This window comes from Stenotrophomonas sp. YJH_SMC_14-1, from assembly GCF_059372275.1.
Genome location: NZ_JCAFVK010000001.1, coordinates 816,530 through 836,126 on the forward strand (window position 1 = coordinate 816,530; position 19,597 = coordinate 836,126).

At 67.3% G+C, this 19,597-nt stretch carries 21 protein-coding genes; 12 read left to right on the forward strand and 9 right to left on the reverse strand.

The features are described from left to right. Positions 1–92: 92 nt before the first annotated feature. Positions 93–740 carry a response regulator gene (locus AC5P9P_RS04035; RefSeq protein ID WP_005409067.1) on the forward strand — a complete coding sequence of 216 codons (648 nt, stop codon included), beginning with the start codon at positions 93–95 and terminating at the stop codon, positions 738–740. Between the two features lie 331 nt (positions 741–1,071). Here AC5P9P_RS04035 and eda read toward each other — a convergent pair whose 3' ends face one another. From eda to zwf, 5 genes are all read right to left on the reverse strand, one after another. Beyond that, positions 1,072–1,731 carry a bifunctional 4-hydroxy-2-oxoglutarate aldolase/2-dehydro-3-deoxy-phosphogluconate aldolase gene (eda, locus tag AC5P9P_RS04040; protein ID WP_495232604.1) on the reverse strand — a complete coding sequence of 220 codons (660 nt, stop codon included), beginning with the start codon at positions 1,729–1,731 and terminating at the stop codon, positions 1,072–1,074. A gap of 206 nt (positions 1,732–1,937) precedes the next feature. Further along, a complete protein-coding gene (edd, locus tag AC5P9P_RS04045; protein ID WP_111108827.1) occupies positions 1,938–3,854 on the reverse strand; it encodes a phosphogluconate dehydratase in 1,917 nt (638 codons plus the stop codon). 58 nt (positions 3,855–3,912) lie between these two features. Continuing rightward, positions 3,913–4,635 carry a 6-phosphogluconolactonase gene (gene pgl, locus AC5P9P_RS04050; RefSeq protein WP_111108828.1) on the reverse strand — a complete coding sequence of 241 codons (723 nt, stop codon included), beginning with the start codon at positions 4,633–4,635 and terminating at the stop codon, positions 3,913–3,915. Next, on the reverse strand, positions 4,632–5,639 hold the full coding sequence (glk, locus tag AC5P9P_RS04055; protein WP_005412971.1) for a glucokinase: 1,008 nt from the start codon (positions 5,637–5,639) through the stop codon (positions 4,632–4,634). The genes pgl and glk overlap by 4 nt, the downstream gene beginning before the upstream one ends. Continuing rightward, the gene (zwf, locus tag AC5P9P_RS04060; protein ID WP_005409072.1) at positions 5,636–7,072 is read right to left on the reverse strand and encodes a glucose-6-phosphate dehydrogenase; all 1,437 of its coding nucleotides are present in this window, start codon (positions 7,070–7,072) and stop codon (positions 5,636–5,638) included. The genes glk and zwf overlap by 4 nt, the downstream gene beginning before the upstream one ends. 352 nt (positions 7,073–7,424) lie before the next feature. Here zwf and AC5P9P_RS04065 point away from each other — a divergent pair, with 352 nt between their 5' ends. Next, positions 7,425–8,507, forward strand: coding sequence for an ABC transporter ATP-binding protein (locus tag AC5P9P_RS04065; RefSeq protein WP_005409073.1), 1,083 nt, complete (start codon positions 7,425–7,427; stop codon positions 8,505–8,507). A gap of 135 nt (positions 8,508–8,642) precedes the next feature. Here the strand turns inward: AC5P9P_RS04065 and ygfZ are convergent, their stop codons facing one another. After that, entirely contained in the window at positions 8,643–9,518 is an 876-nt protein-coding gene (ygfZ, locus tag AC5P9P_RS04070) for a CAF17-like 4Fe-4S cluster assembly/insertion protein YgfZ (protein WP_164133507.1), read from the reverse strand. Positions 9,519–9,557: 39 nt separating this feature from the next. Here ygfZ and AC5P9P_RS04075 point away from each other — a divergent pair, with 39 nt between their 5' ends. The 10 genes from AC5P9P_RS04075 (at position 9,558) to AC5P9P_RS04120 (ending at position 16,623) form a co-directional block, all read left to right on the forward strand. Next, a complete protein-coding gene (locus tag AC5P9P_RS04075; RefSeq protein ID WP_005409075.1) occupies positions 9,558–9,728 on the forward strand; it encodes a DUF1674 domain-containing protein in 171 nt (56 codons plus the stop codon). Positions 9,729–9,784: 56 nt separating this feature from the next. Next, positions 9,785–10,177: a succinate dehydrogenase, cytochrome b556 subunit gene (gene sdhC, locus AC5P9P_RS04080; RefSeq protein ID WP_049402620.1), complete on the forward strand. Its 393-nt coding sequence runs from the start codon at positions 9,785–9,787 to the stop codon at positions 10,175–10,177. Continuing rightward, positions 10,174–10,560, forward strand: coding sequence for a succinate dehydrogenase, hydrophobic membrane anchor protein (gene sdhD / locus AC5P9P_RS04085; protein ID WP_005409077.1), 387 nt, complete (start codon positions 10,174–10,176; stop codon positions 10,558–10,560). Before sdhC ends, sdhD begins: the two co-directional genes overlap by 4 nt. 31 nt (positions 10,561–10,591) lie before the next feature. Then, positions 10,592–12,382 carry a succinate dehydrogenase flavoprotein subunit gene (sdhA, locus tag AC5P9P_RS04090; RefSeq protein WP_033833072.1) on the forward strand — a complete coding sequence of 597 codons (1,791 nt, stop codon included), beginning with the start codon at positions 10,592–10,594 and terminating at the stop codon, positions 12,380–12,382. A gap of 66 nt (positions 12,383–12,448) precedes the next feature. Then, positions 12,449–13,234 carry a succinate dehydrogenase iron-sulfur subunit gene (locus AC5P9P_RS04095; RefSeq protein WP_005409079.1) on the forward strand — a complete coding sequence of 262 codons (786 nt, stop codon included), beginning with the start codon at positions 12,449–12,451 and terminating at the stop codon, positions 13,232–13,234. 98 nt (positions 13,235–13,332) lie between these two features. Next, complete coding sequence (locus AC5P9P_RS04100) at positions 13,333–13,581, forward strand: FAD assembly factor SdhE (RefSeq protein WP_005409080.1); 249 nt, start codon at positions 13,333–13,335, stop codon at positions 13,579–13,581. Continuing rightward, positions 13,532–13,981: a hypothetical protein gene (locus AC5P9P_RS04105; protein ID WP_033833073.1), complete on the forward strand. Its 450-nt coding sequence runs from the start codon at positions 13,532–13,534 to the stop codon at positions 13,979–13,981. Before AC5P9P_RS04100 ends, AC5P9P_RS04105 begins: the two co-directional genes overlap by 50 nt. A 23-nt stretch (positions 13,982–14,004) precedes the next feature. Further along, positions 14,005–15,246: a lipoprotein-releasing ABC transporter permease subunit gene (locus AC5P9P_RS04110; RefSeq protein ID WP_005409082.1), complete on the forward strand. Its 1,242-nt coding sequence runs from the start codon at positions 14,005–14,007 to the stop codon at positions 15,244–15,246. Then, a complete protein-coding gene (gene lolD, locus AC5P9P_RS04115) occupies positions 15,239–15,952 on the forward strand; it encodes a lipoprotein-releasing ABC transporter ATP-binding protein LolD (RefSeq protein ID WP_049431473.1) in 714 nt (237 codons plus the stop codon). The genes AC5P9P_RS04110 and lolD overlap by 8 nt, the downstream gene beginning before the upstream one ends. 221 nt (positions 15,953–16,173) lie before the next feature. Next, complete coding sequence (locus AC5P9P_RS04120; RefSeq protein ID WP_111108829.1) at positions 16,174–16,623, forward strand: DUF6491 family protein; 450 nt, start codon at positions 16,174–16,176, stop codon at positions 16,621–16,623. 74 nt (positions 16,624–16,697) lie between these two features. Here AC5P9P_RS04120 and AC5P9P_RS04125 read toward each other — a convergent pair whose 3' ends face one another. The 3 genes from AC5P9P_RS04125 to ftsY form a co-directional block, all read right to left on the reverse strand. Continuing rightward, a complete protein-coding gene (locus tag AC5P9P_RS04125) occupies positions 16,698–16,967 on the reverse strand; it encodes an oxidative damage protection protein (protein WP_005409085.1) in 270 nt (89 codons plus the stop codon). A gap of 5 nt (positions 16,968–16,972) precedes the next feature. Next, on the reverse strand, positions 16,973–18,097 hold the full coding sequence (gene mutY / locus AC5P9P_RS04130) for an A/G-specific adenine glycosylase (protein WP_495232605.1): 1,125 nt from the start codon (positions 18,095–18,097) through the stop codon (positions 16,973–16,975). An 84-nt stretch (positions 18,098–18,181) separates the two neighbouring features. Further along, positions 18,182–19,498: a signal recognition particle-docking protein FtsY gene (ftsY, locus tag AC5P9P_RS04135; RefSeq protein ID WP_049402618.1), complete on the reverse strand. Its 1,317-nt coding sequence runs from the start codon at positions 19,496–19,498 to the stop codon at positions 18,182–18,184. Positions 19,499–19,597 lie beyond the last annotated feature (99 nt).

A 19,597-nucleotide genomic window follows, 5' to 3' on the forward strand; every position in this document is an offset into this window, starting at 1 on the left:
AGATCGCCGATGCCGCATTCCGGACGCGCTTGCAGGGTATCGGCACCCTGCCTAGCTTGACCTGCAATGGCCGCATTCGAAGAGGTACATGAATGACGATTCGAGTCTACCTGGTGGATGACCACGCGCTGGTCCGCACCGGTATGAAGATGATTCTGTCGGGGGAAACCGACATCGAGGTGGTGGGCGAAGCCGAGACCGGCGAAGACGCGCTGCGTGAAGTCCGCCAGCTGCTGCCGGATGTGGTGCTGTGCGACCTGCACCTGCCGGGCGTGAGCGGCATGGAAGTGACCGAGCGCATCGTCCGCAGCCACCGCAATACCCGCGTGGTGATCGTGTCGGTACTGGAAGACGGCCCGCTGCCCAAGCGCCTGCTCGAAGCCGGTGCGGCCGGTTACATCGGCAAGGGCTGCGATGCGCAGGAACTGCTGCGTGCGGTGCGTGATGTGGCGGCCGGTCGTCGCTACCTGGGCACCAGCATCGCGCAGAATCTGGCGCTGTCGACAGTGGAAGGCAATGGTTCGCCGTTCGACAACCTGTCGCCGCGCGAGCTTGAGGTGGCGCTGTTGCTGACCCAGGGCCTGCGCCAGGAAGACATAGCGCGGCGCCTGAGCCTGAGTGCGAAGACGGTGAACACGCACAAGGCGCGGTTGTTCGAGAAGATGGGGATCCACGACAACATCGCGCTGGCGCGGATGGCCAGCCAGTACGGGTTGGTGGATCCGGCACGGCCGCTGTAAGGGGTTCCGGCCAACGGCTGAGCCCCTCGCGGTGTGCGGCAGGATTCGTGGGGTTGGTCCTGCGGAGGGATTGCGCAGGGGACGCCGTGAATCCATCCCTGGAGGCTCGGGCGCGCCATCCATGGCGCTTACGCCCCTGCGCAATCCCTCCGCAGGGCCACGAACAGTTTCCGTGCGCCGCCACCGCGGAATGAAGAAGGAAGAGCAGGAGCGGGTCGCGCGCTTTGCGCACTCGTCGCCCGGGGTCGGATCCCTTTCCCGGTGGGAAAGGGCTCTGACCCCTGATGATGCCGGAGCCGAGCATGGGCTCGGCTCTGCACCTTTGTCGGGCTCAGTGGCCGCGTACGCGCTGGATGATCTTGGCGGCGTCTGCGGCGCTGGCGCGCACCTTGTCCCATTCGCCGTTGGCGATCCAGTTGCCCGGCACCATCCACGAACCACCGATGCAGACCACGTTCTTCTGCTCGAGGTATTCGGCGGCGGTGTTCTCGGTGATGCCGCCGGTCGGGCACAGCTTCAGGTCCGCCACCGGGCCGGCCAGTCCCTTGATCATTGCCAGGCCACCCACAGCCGTGGCCGGGAACAGCTTGCACACGCGGAAGTCGCGGGCGTAGAGCGACAGCAGCTCGGTCGGGGTGGCCGCACCCGGCACCACCGGCAGCGGTGCGGCGGCCAGTGCATCAGCCAGTGCCGGCGGCGTACCCGGGGTTACCAGGAAGTCCGCACCCGCATCGATCGACTGCTGCATCTGCTCCACGGTCAGCACCGTACCGGCACCCACCACCACGTCCGGCAGCTCGCGCTTGAGCATCGCCAATGCTTCCATCGCCACTGGCGTACGCAGCGTCAGCTCGATCGCCGGCAAGCCACCTTCCAGCAGCGCCGCACTGACCGCCCGCGCCTGGTCCAGCGTATGAATCGTCACCACCGGCAGGATGCCCGCCGCACGCAACAGCTCCGCCGCCTTCACCTGATGTTGTTCGATACCCATGCTTTTGCCCTTGCCTTTTGCTCTTCTTGATTCAGTGGCCGCAGCGCAAATGACGCGCCGGGAATTGTCCAAGGGCAGTAGAGCGCCCTGGCCGGGACCGTGAGCGGCATGGATGCCGCGACCGAGCCCCCATGGATGGGTTTATGGCATGTCCCGGCCAGGGCGCTCTACTGCCCAGGCCGGGAAGCCTGCCGCGGCTTTTCGCTTCAGGCGTCTTTTGCCTCATGCGGCGCCGCCGCCGCCGCGGCATCGTGCCCCAGCTCATATTCCGCGTCGTACTCCCACGGCCCACCATCAGCCGCCGCCGGCCCGCACGAAATCGAAATCGCACCCTGATCAGCCGGACCCACCACGCGACGGTTGATCGCGAACAGGTTGCGGCCCAGGTCATGCGCAGCCGGTGCTGTGTTCGGCGCCAGCCGACGTGCCGCCCATTCGGCCGCGTCCACCAGCACTTCCAGCGTGCCAGCCTCGCCATCCAGGCGGATCATGTCGCCCTCGCGGACCTTGGCCAGCGGACCGCCGCGTGCCGCTTCCGGCGTCACGTGGATCGCCGCCGGAATCTTGCCCGAGGCACCGGACAGGCGACCGTCGGTGACCAGCGCCACGCGCCGGCCCTGGTTCTGCAGCAGGCCCAGCAGCGGCGCCAGCGAATGCAGTTCGGGCATGCCGTTGGCACGCGGGCCCTGGTAACGCACCACCGCCACGAAGTCCTGCGGCAGCAGGCCACCGGCGTGCAGCTTGTTCAGCACCTGCGGTGCATCGACCACCACGGCCGGCGCTTCGATCGTACGGTACTGCGGCTTCACCGCCGACAGCTTGATCAGCGACTTGCCGAGGTTGCCGCGCAGCAGGCGCAGGCCGCCCTGGTGCTCGAACGGATTGTCGAAGCCACGCACCACCTCGTCATCGGCGCTGCGTTCCAGGCCCGGCAGATAGACCAGCTGGCCATCGCGCAGCTGCGGTTCGCGTGCGTAGTCGGCCATGCCGCCGCGCGCCACGCTGACCAGATCGCCATGCATCAGGCCCGCCTTGATCAGCTCGCCGAACACGAACGCCGGGCCGCCAGCGGCCGCGAAGCGGTTCACGTCGGCCTCGCCGTTCGGATAGACGCGGGCCAGCAGCGGAATCAGCTGCGACAGTTCGTCGAAATCGTCCCAGGTCAGCACGATACCGGCGGCACGCGCCACTGCGATCCAGTGGATGGTGTGGTTGGTCGAACCGCCGGTGGCCATCAGCGCGATGACCGCGTTGATGATCGCGCGCTCGTCGATGATCCGGCCCAGCGGACGGAAGTCGTCGCCCAGTGCGGTGATGTCCAGTGCACGCTCGGTCGCCTCGCGGGTCAGCGCGTCGCGCAGCGGCGTGCCCGGATTGACGAACGACGCGCCCGGCAACTGCACGCCCATCGCTTCCAGCAGCACCTGGTTGGAATTGGCGGTGCCGTAGAAGGTGCAGGTGCCGGCGCCGTGGTACGAGGCGGACTCGGCTTCCAGCAGCTCTTCGCGGGTGGCTTCGCCGGCGGCATAGCGCTCGCGCACTTCCGCCTTCTGCTTGTTGGGGATGCCCGGGGTCATCGGGCCGGCCGGCACGAACACCGCCGGCAGGTGGCCGAAGGCCAGCGCACCGATCAGCAGGCCGGGCACGATCTTGTCGCACACGCCGAGGTAGACGGTGGTATCGAACATGTCATGGCTGAGGCCGATCGCCGTGGCCTGGGCGATGACATCGCGCGAGAACAGCGACAGTTCCATGCCACCACGGCCCTGGGTGACGCCGTCGCACATCGCCGGCACGCTGCCGGCCACCTGTGCCGTAGCACCGAGCTCGCGGGCGATCTCGCGGATCTGCTCGGGATAGGTCTCGAACGGCTGGTGCGCCGAGAGCATGTCGTTGTAGGCGGTGATGATGCCCAGGTTCGGCGTCACGCCGCCGCGCAGGCGGCTCTTGTCGGTGCCGCCACAGGCGGCGAATCCGTGGGCGAGGTTGCCGCAGCTCAGGCGGCTGCGGAACGGGCCTTCGCGCAGGGAGGCGTCGATCGCGGCCAGGTAGGCGGCACGCGAGGCGGCGCTGCGGCGGATGACACGCTCAGTGATGGCTTGCAGTTGCGGATGGAGGCTCATTGGCTACCGGCGTTCAAGGTGGCGAGAGGCAAGCGGCGGCAGGGCGCCGCCGCCGACATCAATCAGCCCAGTGGACGCGCAGCCGCGCGCCTTCCAGGTTGATCGCGTTGAGGATCGGGTACTGCTGGGCGTCGTTGCTGTCCAACGCCTGGCGCAGCACCTGCAGCTTCTGCTTGCCGCGCAGCAGCAGCAGGCGCTGGCGGCACTGGCGCAGCCCATGCGGGGTCAGCGTGATGCGCAGCGGCCACTGGTTCGCGCCCGGGCAGCCGGTGGCATCCAGCGCGGCATAGGGCAGGGCGCTTTCCAGTGCGCGGGCCAGGTCCTTCGAGCCGGGGAACAGCGAGGCGGTGTGGCCATCGTTGCCCATCCCCAGTGCCACCAGGCTCGGCGGCTGGCTGTGCTGGGCCTGCAGGTTGGCGGTGTACACGCATTCGGGCAGGGGTTTGCCAATGCGCACCAGCGGATCGAAATGCGCACCCTCGGCGCGCTTGAGCAGGTGCTCGCGCACCAGCCATGCGTTGCTGTCGCGATCCTGCGGCGACAGCCAGCGCTCGTCGGCCAGGCTCACTTCAACCCGGTCCCAGTGCACGTCCAGTTCGGCCAGCGCCTGGTAGACCGGTGCTGGCGTGGTGCCGCCGGACAACAGGATGCGGGCGCGGCCCACTTCATTGATGTCGTGGTTGAGGGTCTGCGCCATCTCGGCGGCTACCGCTTCGATCCAGCCGTCGGCATCGCCGTGGTGGATGAACTCGACGCGGTCGTCGTGGAAGGTGGGGCTCATGCGGCAACTCCAGGTGCGTCACGTTCGGCATCGGCGGCATAGGCGGCGGCGCCCAGCAGTCCGGCATGGGGATGCATCACGGCCAGCGACGGCACCCGCGCCATGATCGAAGAGAACCGCCCCTTGTGTTCGAAGCGCTGGCGGAACCCGGAGTGCTGCAGCGAATCGAGCATCTTCGGGGTCAGTCCACCGGTGAGGAACACGCCGTCCCAGGCGCCCTGGGTCAGTACCAGGTCGCCGGCAATGGCGCCGAACACGGCGCAGAACACATCGACGGTGCGCATTGCCTGCGGATCGCCATGCAGGGCGCGGGCGGTCACGTCCACCGGCTGCAGCTGGCCCGGGTCGATACCGGCCATCTCGCACACCGCGCGATGGATGTTGACCAGGCCGGGGCCACAGATCAGGCGCTCATTGGAGACGCGGCCGAACTGCTCGGACAGGATCTCCAGAATGCGGATCTCCTCCGGCGTTCCCGGCGGGAAGCTGACATGGCCGCCTTCGGTTTCCAGCGGGTAGCAGCGGCCGTGGCGCAGGATCAGGCCACCGACGCCGAGCCCGGTACCGGGCCCGATCACCGCATAGTTGCGTGGCTGCCCCGGCTTGCCCGGCACCCAGGCGGCGCCACCGACCTGGACCACGTCCTCGGGCTGCAGCAGCGAGATCGCCATTGCCTGTGCGGCGAAGTCGTTGATCAGGTGCAGCTCGTCGAAACCGAGCATCGCCGCGGTGCGGCTGCGCGAGATCACCCACGGATGATTGGTGATGCGTGCCTCGTCACCGTCTACGCGACCGGCCACCGCGAACACGCCGCGGCTGGCGGCAGCGCCGATCTGCTCAAGGTGATGGCGGGCGGCATCGCCAAGCGACGGGAACTCCGCCACTGCGTACTCGCGGATGCTCTCCTTCAGCAATGGCGCGTCCAGCGAGGTGTCGGCCAGGGCGAAGCGGGCGTTGGTGCCACCGATGTCGGCGACCAGCACCGGCTGCGAGTTGGCACTCATGCCGACGCCTCGCTGTCCGGTGCGTCCACGCCCTGCGGCAGGAACTCCGTTGCGTTGCTCGGGCCCCATTGGCCGGCGGGATAGGGTTCCAGCGGCAGCTTGGCTTCCTTCCAGGCGTCGGCCACGCTGTCGATCCACGCCCAGGCGGCGCGCACTTCGTCGTCACGCACGAACAAGGTGTGGTTGCCGTTGAACGCATCCAGGAACAGGCGTTCGTACGCGATGCGGCGATGCAGGCCGGTCGGCACCGACAGTTCCAGTTCCAGCGGATGCAGTTCCAGCGCACCCCATTCCGGGCCGGCCAGGCTGCTCATCAGGCCCAGTTCGATGTTCTCCTGCGGCTGCAGCTGGAACACCAGGCGGTTCGGTGCGGCCTGGGCGCGCTGCGGGCGCTCGAACAGCCAGTGGGTGACCGGCTTCAGCGTGACCACCACGCGGGTGGTGCGCTCGGGCAGGCGCTTGCCGGTGACCAGGTGGAACGGCACGCCGCTCCAGCGCCAGTTGTCGATGTGCGCGGTGACGCCGGCGAAGGTTTCCACGTCGCTGCCTTCCGGCGGCTGGTAGGCCTGCGCCGGCTGGCCGTTGATGGTGCCGGCGGTGTAGCGGCCGCGGATGCTGTCACGCGCGGCGTGCCTGGCATCGAGCGGACGCAGCGCGCGCAGCACCTTGACCTTCTCGTCGCGGATGCGATCGGCTTCCAGCGAGGCCGGCGGCTCCATCGCCACCATGCACAGCAGCTGCAGGATGTGGCTCTGCACCATGTCGCGCAGCGCGCCGGAGCGGGCGTAGTAGGCGTCGCGGCCATCCACGCCCTCGCTCTCGGCCACCAGGATGTGCACTGATTCGATGTAGTTGCGGTTCCATACCGCTTCCAGCAGCGTGTTACCGAAGCGCAGCGCGATCAGGTTCTGCACCGCGGCCTTGCCGAGGTAGTGGTCGAGGCGGAACACGCGGTCCTCGTCGATCCACTGGCCGATGGTGCTGATGATTTCCTCGGCGCTCTCGCTGTCGCTGCCGATCGGCTTCTCCAGCATCAAGCGTGCCGGCGCGGCGAGGGCGCCACCCTTGGCCAGGCCTTCGCAGGTGGAGATGTACAGGCCCGGCGGAATGGCCAGGTAGCTGACGCACTTGCGATGCACCAGATCGGAGACGGCGGCGGCGACCGAGTCGACGTCGCGCAGGTCGACCGAACGGTAGTCGATGCGGCGCAGCAGGCCGTTGATGTCGTCCTGCGAGGCCATCGGCATGGCCTGCTGCAGGCGCGGGCGCAGGATGTCATGGAAGGCTTCGGTGTCATGCCCGGACAACGCCAGTGCGCGGATGCGGAAGTCCTCCGGCAGCAGGCCGTCGCCAAGCAGGCGAAGCAGCGAAGGGAACAGGTAGCGCTGGGCCAGATCACCTGTGGCACCGAACAGGAAGAGGGTGTCGTGCATCGCTCGAGTTTCAGATCCGGGTGACATCGTTGTCAATCGCTTCATGGCTGGGTTCGGGGGACATCCGCGCAACTGCCTGTCCGAGGTTCGTTGGGGGCGTTCTCCGGGGCACCGGAAGACCGTTCCATTCGAAACCACTACCCCGGCGGAACCTTCGTTCAACCGCCGACGCAGATCGGTGCGCACCGATCATCGGATAGTGCCACGTGAAAACGTTTACATGGCAGAATGGGCAACTGTATTCGATTGCAGTGCTCGCCGTCATGCGGCAAGCGCGCAATCATCACTGCCATCGGGAGGGCCGAGGCAGTCCCAAAAGACAGCCCGGCTTCGGGCGGACCGGATAGGTGATATGGCAAAAGTGCAGTTGCAGGGTGTGCGCAAGGTCTATGACAACGGCCAGGTCGCGGTGAAGGACGCCACCTTCGAGGTCGCCGATGGCGAGCTGATGGTGCTGGTCGGTCCCTCCGGCTGTGGCAAGTCGACCCTGCTGCGGATGGTGGCTGGCCTGGAAGAGATCAGCGGCGGCACGCTGACCATCGGTGATCGCGTGGTCAACGATGTGGCGCCGAAGGATCGCGACATCGCGATGGTGTTCCAGAGCTACGCGCTGTACCCGCACATGACCGTGGCCGAGAACCTGGCCTTCGGCCTGAAGCTGCGCGGCCATGACAAGGCCACCATCGACAAGCGCATCGCCGAGGCGGCGCAGACGCTGGGCCTGACCGAGATGATGGACAAGCTGCCCAAGGCGATGTCCGGCGGCCAGCGCCAGCGTGTTGCGCTGGGCCGGGCGCTGGTGCGCGAGCCGGCGGTGTTCCTGCTTGACGAGCCGCTGTCCAATCTGGATGCCAAGCTGCGCCACAGCGTGCGTACCGAAATCGCGCAGCTGCACCGCAAGCTGGGCACGACCATGATCTACGTAACGCACGATCAGGTCGAGGCGATGACCCTGGGCCAGCGCATCGTGGTGCTGAAGGACGGCATCATCCAGCAGATCGATACGCCGATGGCGCTGTACGACCGTCCGGCCAATCTGTTCGTGGCCGGCTTCCTCGGCAGCCCGGCGATGAACGTTCTGCGCGGCACGCTGCAGGGCGATGCCGGCGGCGTGACCGTGGTCGACGGCGACTGGCGTGCACCGCTGGGCCAGGCCACGATCGATCCGGCGTGGCTGCAGAAGCCGATCGCGGTGGGCGTGCGTCCGGAGCACCTGCAGCCGGCCAGCGCCGATGATGCGCATGCGTTCACCGCGCGCATCGAAGGCATCGAGCCGGTCGGCAACGAGATCTTCGTGAACCTGAGCAGTGGCCAGCACGCGCTGACCATGCGCGTGGCGCCGCAGGCGCTGCCGGCGGTGGGCGAGCAGATCCGCGTGGCGATCCACCCGCAGGGCCTGCATTTCTTCAGCGCGGAAACCGGCGAGCGCCTGTAAGGGGTAGGGCCGGCCGCTGGTCGGCTATCTCAATCATGCGTGGTTGCCGGCCAGCGGCCGGCACTGCCATTCCTCCGCCGAAGGCGTGCGGACCAACGGTCCGCACCCACCAGTGCAGATCCCCACCAACCTGCTTCAGCGCGCCAACCCATCCAGCAACGGCACGCGCTGCGCGATGGCATCACCCACCTGCAGGTCAGCATCACCGGCCTCCAGTGGCAGCACCGCCAGTGCCAGGTCGCCGGCCACGCAGGCGATCGTGCCCAGCGCCGCGCCGTCCTGCTGCACGCCATCGCCGGCCTGCGCCGGTGCCGCGGTATGCAGCAGCTGCACCGCGCGCTTGGCCTTGCCGAGGAAGTGGGTGCGGGCGACGATTTCCTGGCCGGGATAGCAGCCCTTCTTCACGCTGTAGCCGTTCAGACGGTCCAGGCCCAGCTGCTGCGGGGTCCACACCTCGCGCTGGCCTTCTTCCAGCCGCGGCAGCCCGTAGCGCAGGTCGGCCTGGCGCCAGGCCAGGGCGAAAGCGGCCTCATCGGTTTCGCTGCCGGCCGCAAAGGCATCGGCGGCGCCAGTGCGCAGGGTGCGCGGCAGGGCATCGCTGCCCAGATCCAGTTCCCAGCCATCACCTGCGGCCTGCGCAATCGCAGCGCCGCTGGCGGCCTCCGGCGCAGTGAACGCCCCGGCCGCCGCCAGATCATCGCGCACCAGCACCTTCACCTTGCGGCGGAACACGAAGCGCTGCAGTTGCGACGCAATCGCATCGGCATCGCCATCCGCCAGCACCAGCATCAGGTGGTCGTCGGCCAACCGCAGCAGCTGGAACACCGCCAGGGTGCGGCCCTTGGCGCTCAACCAGGCACTCCACTGCCAGTGCAGCAGGGGCAGGGCGGTGACATCGCTGCTGAACTGGGCGTGGGCAAAGACAGCCGCATCCGGGCCCTGCAGGCTCAGCAGCTGGTGGCCGGGCAGGCGCGGATATCCGACGAAAGCAGGGGGCAGGTTGTCAGGCACGTGAACGAGGTCTAAAATTTGTGCGTTGCGAGACCGAACATGATAGGCCAAACAACCCCCACTCCCGACGACGAATCTGAAGCCCCGCTGGTCCCCGCGGCACCCGTGCCCGTGGAACAGGAAAAAGCAGAAGAATTCGGCGGCCGCGGCGGACTTGATCCGGTGCGGTATGGCGATTGGGAGAAAAACGGACGCTGCATCGATTTCTGATCAGCATTGAGCCAACGCGGCCGCGTGCCGCCCAGCCGAGACAACGAGCCCAGCGAATGGCGACCAGACAACGCCCACTTTCCCCGCACCTTCAGGTGTATCGCTGGCAGATTCAGATGGCCACCTCGATCCTGCATCGAGCCACTGGCGTCTTTCTGTCTGTTGGTGCCCTCCTCATCGCTGCCGGCCTGCTGGCCCTGATGATGGGGCCCGAGTCCTGGAACTGCTTCACCGGCCATGCCGGGGCCTGGTATGGCCGCGTGTTCCTGTTCGCGTGGACATGGTCGTTCGCCTATCACCTGTGCAATGGCATCCGCCATGTGGTGCAGGACTTCGCCATCGGCTTCAGCATCCCCGCCTTCATCCGCAGCAGCTGGCTGTCGGTCACCGGCAGCCTGGTGATCACCCTGCTGGTGTGGGCCTATGTGATGTTCGGAGGTGCCGCGTGAGCAAGTTCCGTACCCCGTTGAAGAACGTGCGTGGCCTTGGCTCGGCCAAGACCGGCACCGAGCACTTCGTGCATCAGCGCCTGACCGCCGCCGCGCTGGTGGTGCTGGGTATCTGGTTCCTGGTCTTCGTGCTGGGCCTGCTGGGCTCGGACTACGCGACCGCCGCCGCCGCCGTGGCCAAGCCGTGGAACGCAGTGCCGCTGATCGGCCTGCTGATCGCCATGTTCTGGCACGCGCAGCTCGGCATGCAGGTCGTGCTGGAAGACTACATCCACGAATCGCTGCTGGCCCTGGTGCTGCAGACCGCGGTGAAGTTCGTCGCCGTGCTCGGCATGATCGTCAGTGTGTTTGCGGTGGGCCGCATCGCCCTCGGCGTTGCCTGAGCCCAGGCACCAACACAGGAATCCAGATTAGATGTCCGCTTACAAGATCACCGAACACAAGTACGACATGGTCGTGGTCGGCGCCGGCGGCGCCGGCCTGCGCGCCACGTTCGGCCTGGCCGCCAAGGGCCTGCAGACCGTGTGCCTGACCAAGGTCTTCCCGACCCGTTCGCACACCGTTGCCGCCCAGGGCGGTATCTCGGCCGCACTCGCCAACATGGGCGAAGACGATTGGCGCTACCACTTCTTCGACACCATCAAGGGGTCGGACTGGCTGGGCGACCAGGACGCCATCGAATACATGTGCCGTGAGGCCATCCCGGCCATCATCGAGCTCGAACACTACGGCGTGCCGTTCTCGCGCACCGCCGAAGGCAAGATCTACCAGCGTCCGTTCGGTGGCATGACCACCAAGTACGGCGAAGGCCCGGCGGCGCAGCGTACCTGCGCGGCGGCCGACCGTACCGGCCACGCGATGCTGCACACCCTGTACCAGCAGTCGCTGAAGCACGATGCGCGCTTCATGATCGAGTACTTCGCGCTCGACCTGATCTTCGACGACGAAGGCGCCTGCCGCGGCGTGCTGGCCCTGGACATGTCCGACGGCACCCTGCACCTGTTCCGCGCCCAGGGCGTGGTACTGGCCACCGGCGGCTACGGCCGTGCCTACTTCAGCGCCACCTCGGCGCACACCTGCACCGGCGACGGTGGCGGCCTGGCCATGCGTGCCGGCATCGCCATGCAGGACATGGAGTTCGTGCAGTTCCACCCGACCGGCATCTACGGCGCCGGCTGCCTGATCACCGAGGGTGTCCGCGGTGAAGGTGGCATCCTGCGCAACAGCAGCGGCGAGCGCTTCATGGAGCGCTACGCGCCGCACTACAAGGACCTGGCCTCGCGCGACGTGGTCAGCCGTTCGATGACCATCGAGATCCGCGAAGGCCGCGGCGTCGGCGAGCACAAGGACCACATCCTGCTCGACCTGACCCACCTCGGCCCGGGCGTGATCGACGACAAGCTGCCGGGCATCGCCGAAAGCGCCCGCATCTTTGCCGGCGTCGACGTGCACAAGCAGCCGATCCCGGTCATCCCGACCGTGCACTACAACATGGGCGGCATCCCGACCAACTACCACGGCGAAGTGGTGCAGAAGGTCGGCGACAACGACAATGCCGTGGTGCCGGGCCTGTACGCCATCGGTGAAGCGGCCTGCGTGTCCGTGCACGGCGCCAACCGACTGGGCTCGAACTCGCTGCTGGACCTGGTGGTGTTCGGTCGTGCGGTGGCCAACCGCTGCGCCGAGACCATCAAGCCGGGCGCGGCGCACAAGCCGCTGCCGGCCGATGCCTGCGACAAGGCGCTGGGCCTGCTGGACAAGCTGCGCCACGCCAACGGCGATACACCGACCTCGGTCATCCGCGATCGCATGCAGCGCACCATGCAGGCCGACGCGGCCGTCTTCCGCACCAGCCAGACGCTGAAGGAAGGCTGCGAGAAGATGGACAAGATCTTCGACTCGTTCCAGGACGTGAAGGTCTCCGACCGTTCGCTGGTGTGGAACTCGGACCTGATCGAGACCTACGAGCTGAACAACCTGCTGCTCAACGCGGTGGCGACGATCAACTCGGCCGAACAGCGCAAGGAAAGCCGTGGTGCGCATGCGCACGAGGACTATCCGGACCGCGACGACGTCAACTGGCAGAAGCACACCCTGGTCAGCGTCGACGAGAAGGGCAAGTGCAGCTTCGACTACCGTCCGGTGCACATGTACACGTTGACCGACGACGTGTCCGTGGTGCCGCCGAAGCCGCGCGTGTACTGATCCGACCCCGCCTACCATGCAATCCGCGCCCAAGGGCGCGGGCCGCCTGAGCCAACGAGAGCAGCCATGGCCGAGTTTTCACTCCCCAAGAATTCCAAGATCACGAAGGGCAAGCACTTCCCCGTCAAGAACGGCGGCAAGAACGTGCGCACCTTCAAGATCTACCGCTGGAGTCCGGACGACGACAGCAACCCGCGCACCGATACCTATGAAGTCGATCTGGACGCCTGTGGCCCGATGGTCCTGGACGCCCTGATCAAGATCAAGAACGAGATCGACCCGACCCTGACCTTCCGCCGCTCGTGCCGCGAAGGCATCTGTGGTTCGTGCGCGATGAACATCGACGGCACCAACACCCTGGCCTGTACCCGAGCCATCTCGGACTGCGGCAAGAAGGAAGTGCCGATCTACCCGCTGCCGCACATGAACGTGGTGAAGGATCTGGTTCCGGACCTGACCCACTTCTACGCGCAGTACGCCTCGATCAAGCCGTGGATCCGCACCCAGACCCCGGCACCGCCGGACCGTGAGCGCCTGCAGTCGCCGGAAGACCGCAAGAAGCTGGACGGCCTGTACGAGTGCATCCTGTGCGCCTGCTGCTCGACCAGCTGCCCGAGCTACTGGTGGAACGGCGAGCGTTACCTGGGCCCGGCGATCCTGCTGCAGGCCTACCGCTGGATCATCGACTCGCGCGATGAGGACACCGGTGCGCGCCTGGACGATCTGGAAGATCCGTTCAAGCTGTACCGCTGCCACACCATCATGAACTGCGCCCGGACCTGCCCGAAGGGCCTGAACCCGGCGCTGGCGATCGCCGAGATCAAGAAACTGATGATGGAACGCCGCGCCTGATCGGCTCTGGCCGTACCCGGTAGAGCCACGCCATGCGTGGCTGTGCCACCCCAGTAGAGCCACGCCATGCGTGGCTTTGCTGTATCTGGAGAAACACGATGGAAGAAGACGTTCTGCTGAAGAAGCTGCGCTGGCGCTGCCGCCGCGGCATGCGTGAGCTGGACCAGCTGTTCGGCCGTTATCTCGACCACGAATGGAGCACTGCGCCGACCGAGGAGCGCGAGGTTTTCCTGTTCCTGCTCGACTGCGAGGACGATAAGTTGTGGCGCTGGTTCATGGGCTATGAGGCCTGCCCGCATGCGCACGCGATCCCCCTCATGCAGAAGATCCTCGCCCTCAAGCCTTGAGTGGCGCCCCTCGCGGCTGCAGGCCGCCGCCCAGCTGGCGGTGCTGCTGGCCGCACCCTGGCTGCTGCGCGCATCGGATCTGCCGCCCCGGCTGCTGACGCCGGCGGTGTTGCTGGCCTGGGGCATCGGGTTGGCCGAACTGGCCTGGCGCCAGCGCAGGCCATGCGTGCAGGTGCTTCTGCCGGTACCGCCCGAGCTGCTGCAGGTGGCCGGGCAGGACGTCGATGCACCACAACTGGTCGTGCGTGGGCCATGGCTGTTGTTGCTCTGGCGTGAGGATCGGCGCCGCCGGCGCCTGCTGTTCTGGCCCGATGTGCTCGATTCCAGGCAGCGACGTGAACTGCGACTGGCCGTGGCCGCACGCGGCGTTTCCCGTAGGCCCCGGTCGATGGCACCATAAGCTGAATTGACCGGCGTGCCTGCATGTTCAAACCCATTCCCGTGGCCATTGGCCTGCGCTACCTGCGCGCCAAGCGCCGCAACGGCTTCATCTCCTTCATCTCGATGGCATCGATCCTGGGCATCGCGCTCGGCGTTACGGTGCTGATCACCACCCTGGCGGTGATGAGCGGTTTCCAGAAGGAAATCCGCAGCCGCCTGCTGCAGATGACCGCGCACACCACCATCAGCCGCGACGGCGAGCCGATGCCGGACTGGATGCGCGTGGTGGACGTTGCCCGCAAGGACCCGCGCGTGGCCGGTGCCGCGCCGTACATCGAGATCCAGTCGATGATCAGCGGCCCGCGCGTGCAGGGCGCAATCATCCAGGGCATCGATCCGGCGCTGGAGCCGAAGGTGTCGGTGATCGACAAGAAGGTCACCAAGGGCAGCTATGACAGCCTCAAGCCGGGCAGCTTCAACGTGCTGCTGGGCAAAGAGCTGGCGGTCTGGCTGGGCGTGGACGTTGGCGACCAGGTGCTGGTGACCTTTGCAGAAGTGCAGGGCACGCCTGCTGGCGCAGTGCCGCGGATGAAACGCTTCACCGTCAGCGGCATCTTCGAGGCCGGCTACAACGAGGTCGACCGCGGCGTCGGCTTCGCCAACATGCAGGACCTGGAGCGCGTGCTGCGTTCCGATGGCGCTACCGGCGTGCGGCTGAAACTGCACGACATGGACCGCTCGCTGGAAGTGGGCGTGGACCTGGCGCAGAGCCTCGGCGGCGCGTACCGGGTAAGTGACTGGACCCAGCAGAACGCCAACCTCTACCACTCGCTGCGCATGGAGAAGGTAGTGATGGGCATCCTGCTGTCGCTGATCATCGCCATGGGCGCTTTCAACCTGGTGTCGTCGCAGGTGATGCTGGTCACCGACAAGCAGGCCGACATCGCCATCCTGCGCACCCTTGGCCTGACGCCGGGCGGGGTGATGCAGGTGTTCATGGTGCAGGGTTCGCTGATCGGCATCTTCGGCACGCTGGCCGGCCTGATCGGCGGCATCACCCTGACCCTCAACCTGGAACGCATCCTCGGCGCCATCGAGAGCGTGTTCAACGTCAAGCTGCTGCCGGAGGATGTGTACTACATCACCGGCCTGCCGACCGACATGCAGACCGGCGACGTGGTGGCGATCACCGTGGTCGCGCTGCTGATGAGCTTCCTGGCCACCCTGTATCCCGCCTGGCGGGCAGCGCGCACCCAGCCGGCGGAGGCCCTGCGTTATGAATAAGGTCTTCAACCGCGGCGACGAAGTGATCCGCGCCGAAGCACTGGGCAAGACCTACGCCGAAGGGCGCATGCAGACCCCGGTGTTCGATGGCCTGGACCTGACCGTGACCGCCGGCGAGACGGTGGCGATCATCGGTGCCTCCGGCGCCGGCAAGAGCACGCTGCTGCACCTGCTGGGCGGCCTGGACATTCCAACCGCCGGCGAGGTCTACGTGACCGGGCAGCGCATGTCGGCGCTGTCGGATACCGCGCGCGGTCTGCTGCGCAACCAGGCGCTGGGCTTCGTCTACCAGTTCCATCACCTGCTGCCGGAGTTCACCGCGCTGGAAAACGTGATGATGCCGGTACTGCTGGCTGGCACTGCGGTAGCAGAAGCGAGCAGCCGGGCCACCACGCTGCTGGAAGCGGTCGGCCTCGGCCACCGCCTGGATCACAAGCCGGGCGAGCTGTCTGGTGGTGAGCGGCAGCGTGCTGCGGTGGCGCGGGCACTGGTCAATCACCCAGCCTGCGTGCTGGGTGACGAGCCGACCGGCAACCTGGATGACCGCACGGCCGCCACGGTGTTCGAGCTGATGCTGGAACTGAATAGTGCGCGCCACACCAGCCTGGTGCTGGTCACCCACGACCGCAGCCTGGCGCGCCGCCTCGACCGGGTGCTGGAGCTGCGCGAAGGGCGCTTGCACGCACTGGCCCACGCGGACGTCTGAGGCGCCGGGGCCGCTTTGGTGGAAGCCGACCCTGGTCGGCTGCTCCTGCGGGGCAGGCGCCAACCAAGGTTGGTGACTTCCGGAATCCGGGGCCTTGGGTCTGCTTTGGTAGAGGTCGGCCTTGGTCGACCGCCGACCAGCGCCTGAATGGGGCTGTCGGTCGTCGCGCCGCCGTTGCCGGCCCGGGCGCATGATGGCGACAGTTCCCCGAGGAGATCGCCATGAAGACCCCGTTCCTGGTGGCCGGACTCTGCCTGGCGCTGGCCGCGTGTGCGACCACTGGCCGGCTCAGCAGCGCCGATAAGCTTGACCTGTACCGTGCCCATGCCGGTGCGCCGCAGAACGACATGCAGTTCTTCGGCACCCTCAATGGCTGGACCGAGCTGGGTGACAGCGCGCTTGCGGTATGGACGCGTCCCAGCGAGGCCTACCTGCTGGAGCTGAGGGGGCCCTGCCAGGACCTGCCATATGCCACCGCCATCGGCCTGACCAGCCAGATGAATCGTGTTTCGGCGCGTTTCGACAAGGTGCTGGTGCGCGACCCTACCGGCGGCCCGCGCCTGCCGTGCTTCATCGACAGCATCCGCAAGCTCGATGTGAAGGCACTACGCGCATCCGAGCAGGAGCTGCGCCAGGCGCAGGTGCAGGAGCGCGTGGAAAACACGAAATAGCGCGGTCGTGCCGGCCGCTGGCCGGCATCGCGCAGATGCCAGGTTGCCGGCCAGCGCCCGGCACTACCTGTGCGTCAGGCTTCCGGAGTGAAGCCGGCCGGCTTTTGCGCGTCCTTCTCGAACAGGAACTTGACCAGTTCGCCTTCAAGGAACGCGCGATGTTCCGGCGTACGCGGCGACAGGCGGTTCTCGTTGATCAGCATGGTCTGGTGCGCCAGCCACGCAGCCCAGGCCTGCTTGCCGATGTTGTTGAAGATGCGCTGGCCCAGCTCGCCGGGGTAGGGCACGAAGTCCAGGCCCTCGGCATCGCGTTGTTCGTACTGGCAGAAGACGGTTCGGGGCATGGCACTCACTCGTGGTTGCGGGGTTTCTTGGAAGTTCGTTTTGGCGTCTTGATCGTCGCGCCGTCGAGCAGTTTGCGGATCGGCGCGGGCAGGCCCAGCGCGCGCAGTTCATCGTAGGCGACCCAGCGCAACGTGGGTTCTTCCACGCGCAGGCCGTTCACCTGGCGCGACAGTACCTGCAGGTGCAGCCTGTAGTGACTGAAGGTGTGCTGCAGCACTGGCAGCTCCTCGGCGTCTTCCAGCGAACCTTCAACATGCGCATCGAACCAGTCCTGCAGGTCGCTGCCAGCCTCGGCCTGCGGCAGCGTCCACAGCTGCGCCCAGATGCCGGTGTCCGGCCGCTTCTGCAGCAGCACGCGCTGCTGGGGGTCGAGCAGCAGCAGGGCCACTGCTTCGCGCTCGGGCAGGGTCTTGCTGGGCTTGGGCGTGGGTAGTTCAGCGGTGCGGCCTTCGCGGCGCGCCACGCACGCGTCCTGCAGCGGGCAGATCACGCAGGCGGGTCTGGCGCGGCTGCACACGGTCGCGCCCAGGTCCATCTGCGCCTGGGTGTAATCGGCCATGCGTCCGGCCGGCACCTGCGCCACGTGCGCCTCGGCGATCGCCCACAACTGCTTCTCGATGGCCGGAAGGCCCGGGAAGCCGTCGATGCCGTGGTAGCGGCTGAGCACCCGCTTGACGTTGCCATCGAGGATCGCGAACGGGTCGTTCCAGGCCTGGCTGAGGATCGCACCGGCGGTGCTGCGGCCGATGCCGGGCAGGGCATGCAGTGCGTCGAAGTCACGTGGCAGGTCGCCGTCGTGCAGTTCCACGCAGCGCTTGGCTGCCGCGTGCAGGTTGCGTGCGCGGGCGTAGTAGCCGAGCCCGGCCCACTGCGCCATCACCGCGTCATTGCTGGCGGCGGCGAGGTCGGGCAGGGTCGGGAAGTGCTGCAGGAACCGCTGGAAGTACGGGATGACCGTACTCACCTGGGTCTGCTGCAGCATGATTTCCGACAACCAGACCCGATAGGGGCTGCGCGGATGCTGCCAGGGCAGGTCGTGGCGGCCGTGGTCGTCGAACCAATGCAGCAGGTGGGCGACGAAGTCGTCGGTCTGCGTGGTTCCGGCGCTGGCGTGCGGCTGGCGGGGCATCGGTATTCCGGAGGTGGGCAGCCACCGATGGGGTGGCTCTACCGGGCTGCAGTAGAGCCACGCCAAGCGTGGCTGCACGGTCTATCAGGCACCCAGCGCTTCGGGCAGCAGGGCGTCAACGAAGGCTTCCGGATCGAATACGCGCAGGTCTTCCGGGCGCTCGCCGATGCCGGCGAAACGGATCGGAATGCCGAACTCGCGGGCCAGCGCGAACACCACGCCGCCCTTGGCAGTGCCGTCCAGCTTGGTCACCACCAGGCCGGTCACGTTCACCGCAGCGTTGAACTGGCGCAGCTGCGACAGCGCATTCTGGCCGGTGGTGCCGTCGATCACCATCAGTACTTCGTGCGGTGCAGTGGCGTCGATCTTGCCGAGCACGCGGCGGATCTTGCCCAGCTCGTTCATCAGGCCGGACTGGGTGTGCAGGCGGCCGGCGGTATCGGCGATCAGCACCGAGGTGCCGCGGGCCTTGCCGGCCTGCAGCGCATCGAATGCCACCGAAGCGGCATCGGCGTTCTGCCCTTGGGCGACTACGGCCACGCCGTTGCGTTCGCCCCAGGCCTGCAGCTGTGCGACGGCGGCGGCGCGGAAGGTGTCGCCGGCGGCCAGCATCAGGCTGTGGCCTTCATCCTTGAAACGCTTGGCCAGCTTGCCGATGGTGGTGGTCTTGCCAACGCCGTTGACGCCGACGGTCAGCACCACGAAGGGCTTGGCGTTGCGGTCGATCACCAGCGGCTTGGCCACCGGCTGCAGGATCGCGATCAGCTCGGCACGCAGCGCGGCCAGCAGCGCATTTGCATCTGCGAACTCGCGCGACTTCATGCGCTTGCGCAGGCCCTCGACCAGGTCGGTGGTGGCACCCACGCCGACGTCGGCGGTGATCAGGGCGGTTTCCAGCTCGTCCAGCAGGTCGTCGTCGAGTTTTGGGTTGCGCGAGAACAGGCCACCGAAGCTGCGCGCGATGACGCTGTTGCGCAGGCGTTCGCGCCAGCCGGGCTTGCCGGCAGGTGCCGGAGCAGCGTCGACCGAGGCGGCAGCAGGCAGGTCGTCGGTGACCGGTGCCGGGGTGGGCTCGGGCAGCGGTGCGGGTGCCGGTTCGATGGCCGGGGTCGCGATGGGGGCGACGTCAATCTGCGCCGTGGGCGCAGGAGCTGCCGGAACTGGTGCGGCTGGGGCCGGAATCACCGGGGTGGGCTCGACAGCGACCGGAACGGCGGTTGCCGGGGGCGGCTCGACCGGTGCAGGCTCGGCCGGTACGGCTACCGGTGCCGGCTCCTTGTCCTCGACCGGCGCGGCCGACGGAAACGCCGCCGCCAGCTCTTCAGCCGAGTAGTGCTGGGTCTTGGGTGCCTCCGTTGCGGGGGCATCCTGGGGCTTCTTGCGGCGGAAAAAACTGAGCATTGGCAAAAGGCGCTGAAATCAGAGGGATATGCTACCACTCGGGCCTGTCGGGCCGATGTGGACTCAAGGTCGCGGCCGGCCGGCCGTTAACCGGTCCGG

Coding starts and splice junctions, on each gene's coding strand:
- AC5P9P_RS04035 (WP_005409067.1), top strand. CDS start 93: ATGACGATTCGAGTCTACCTGGTGGATGACCACGCGCTGGTCCGCACC.
- eda (WP_495232604.1), bottom strand. CDS start 1,731: ATGGGTATCGAACAACATCAGGTGAAGGCGGCGGAGCTGTTGCGTGCG.
- edd (WP_111108827.1), bottom strand. CDS start 3,854: ATGAGCCTCCATCCGCAACTGCAAGCCATCACTGAGCGTGTCATCCGC.
- pgl (WP_111108828.1), bottom strand. CDS start 4,635: ATGAGCCCCACCTTCCACGACGACCGCGTCGAGTTCATCCACCACGGC.
- glk (WP_005412971.1), bottom strand. CDS start 5,639: ATGAGTGCCAACTCGCAGCCGGTGCTGGTCGCCGACATCGGTGGCACC.
- zwf (WP_005409072.1), bottom strand. CDS start 7,072: ATGCACGACACCCTCTTCCTGTTCGGTGCCACAGGTGATCTGGCCCAG.
- AC5P9P_RS04065 (WP_005409073.1), top strand. CDS start 7,425: ATGGCAAAAGTGCAGTTGCAGGGTGTGCGCAAGGTCTATGACAACGGC.
- AC5P9P_RS04075 (WP_005409075.1), top strand. CDS start 9,558: ATGATAGGCCAAACAACCCCCACTCCCGACGACGAATCTGAAGCCCCG.
- sdhC (WP_049402620.1), top strand. CDS start 9,785: ATGGCGACCAGACAACGCCCACTTTCCCCGCACCTTCAGGTGTATCGC.
- sdhA (WP_033833072.1), top strand. CDS start 10,592: ATGTCCGCTTACAAGATCACCGAACACAAGTACGACATGGTCGTGGTC.
- AC5P9P_RS04095 (WP_005409079.1), top strand. CDS start 12,449: ATGGCCGAGTTTTCACTCCCCAAGAATTCCAAGATCACGAAGGGCAAG.
- AC5P9P_RS04100 (WP_005409080.1), top strand. CDS start 13,333: ATGGAAGAAGACGTTCTGCTGAAGAAGCTGCGCTGGCGCTGCCGCCGC.
- AC5P9P_RS04105 (WP_033833073.1), top strand. CDS start 13,532: ATGCGCACGCGATCCCCCTCATGCAGAAGATCCTCGCCCTCAAGCCTT.
- AC5P9P_RS04110 (WP_005409082.1), top strand. CDS start 14,005: ATGTTCAAACCCATTCCCGTGGCCATTGGCCTGCGCTACCTGCGCGCC.
- lolD (WP_049431473.1), top strand. CDS start 15,239: ATGAATAAGGTCTTCAACCGCGGCGACGAAGTGATCCGCGCCGAAGCA.
- AC5P9P_RS04120 (WP_111108829.1), top strand. CDS start 16,174: ATGAAGACCCCGTTCCTGGTGGCCGGACTCTGCCTGGCGCTGGCCGCG.
- AC5P9P_RS04125 (WP_005409085.1), bottom strand. CDS start 16,967: ATGCCCCGAACCGTCTTCTGCCAGTACGAACAACGCGATGCCGAGGGC.
- mutY (WP_495232605.1), bottom strand. CDS start 18,097: ATGCCCCGCCAGCCGCACGCCAGCGCCGGAACCACGCAGACCGACGAC.
- ftsY (WP_049402618.1), bottom strand. CDS start 19,498: ATGCTCAGTTTTTTCCGCCGCAAGAAGCCCCAGGATGCCCCCGCAACG.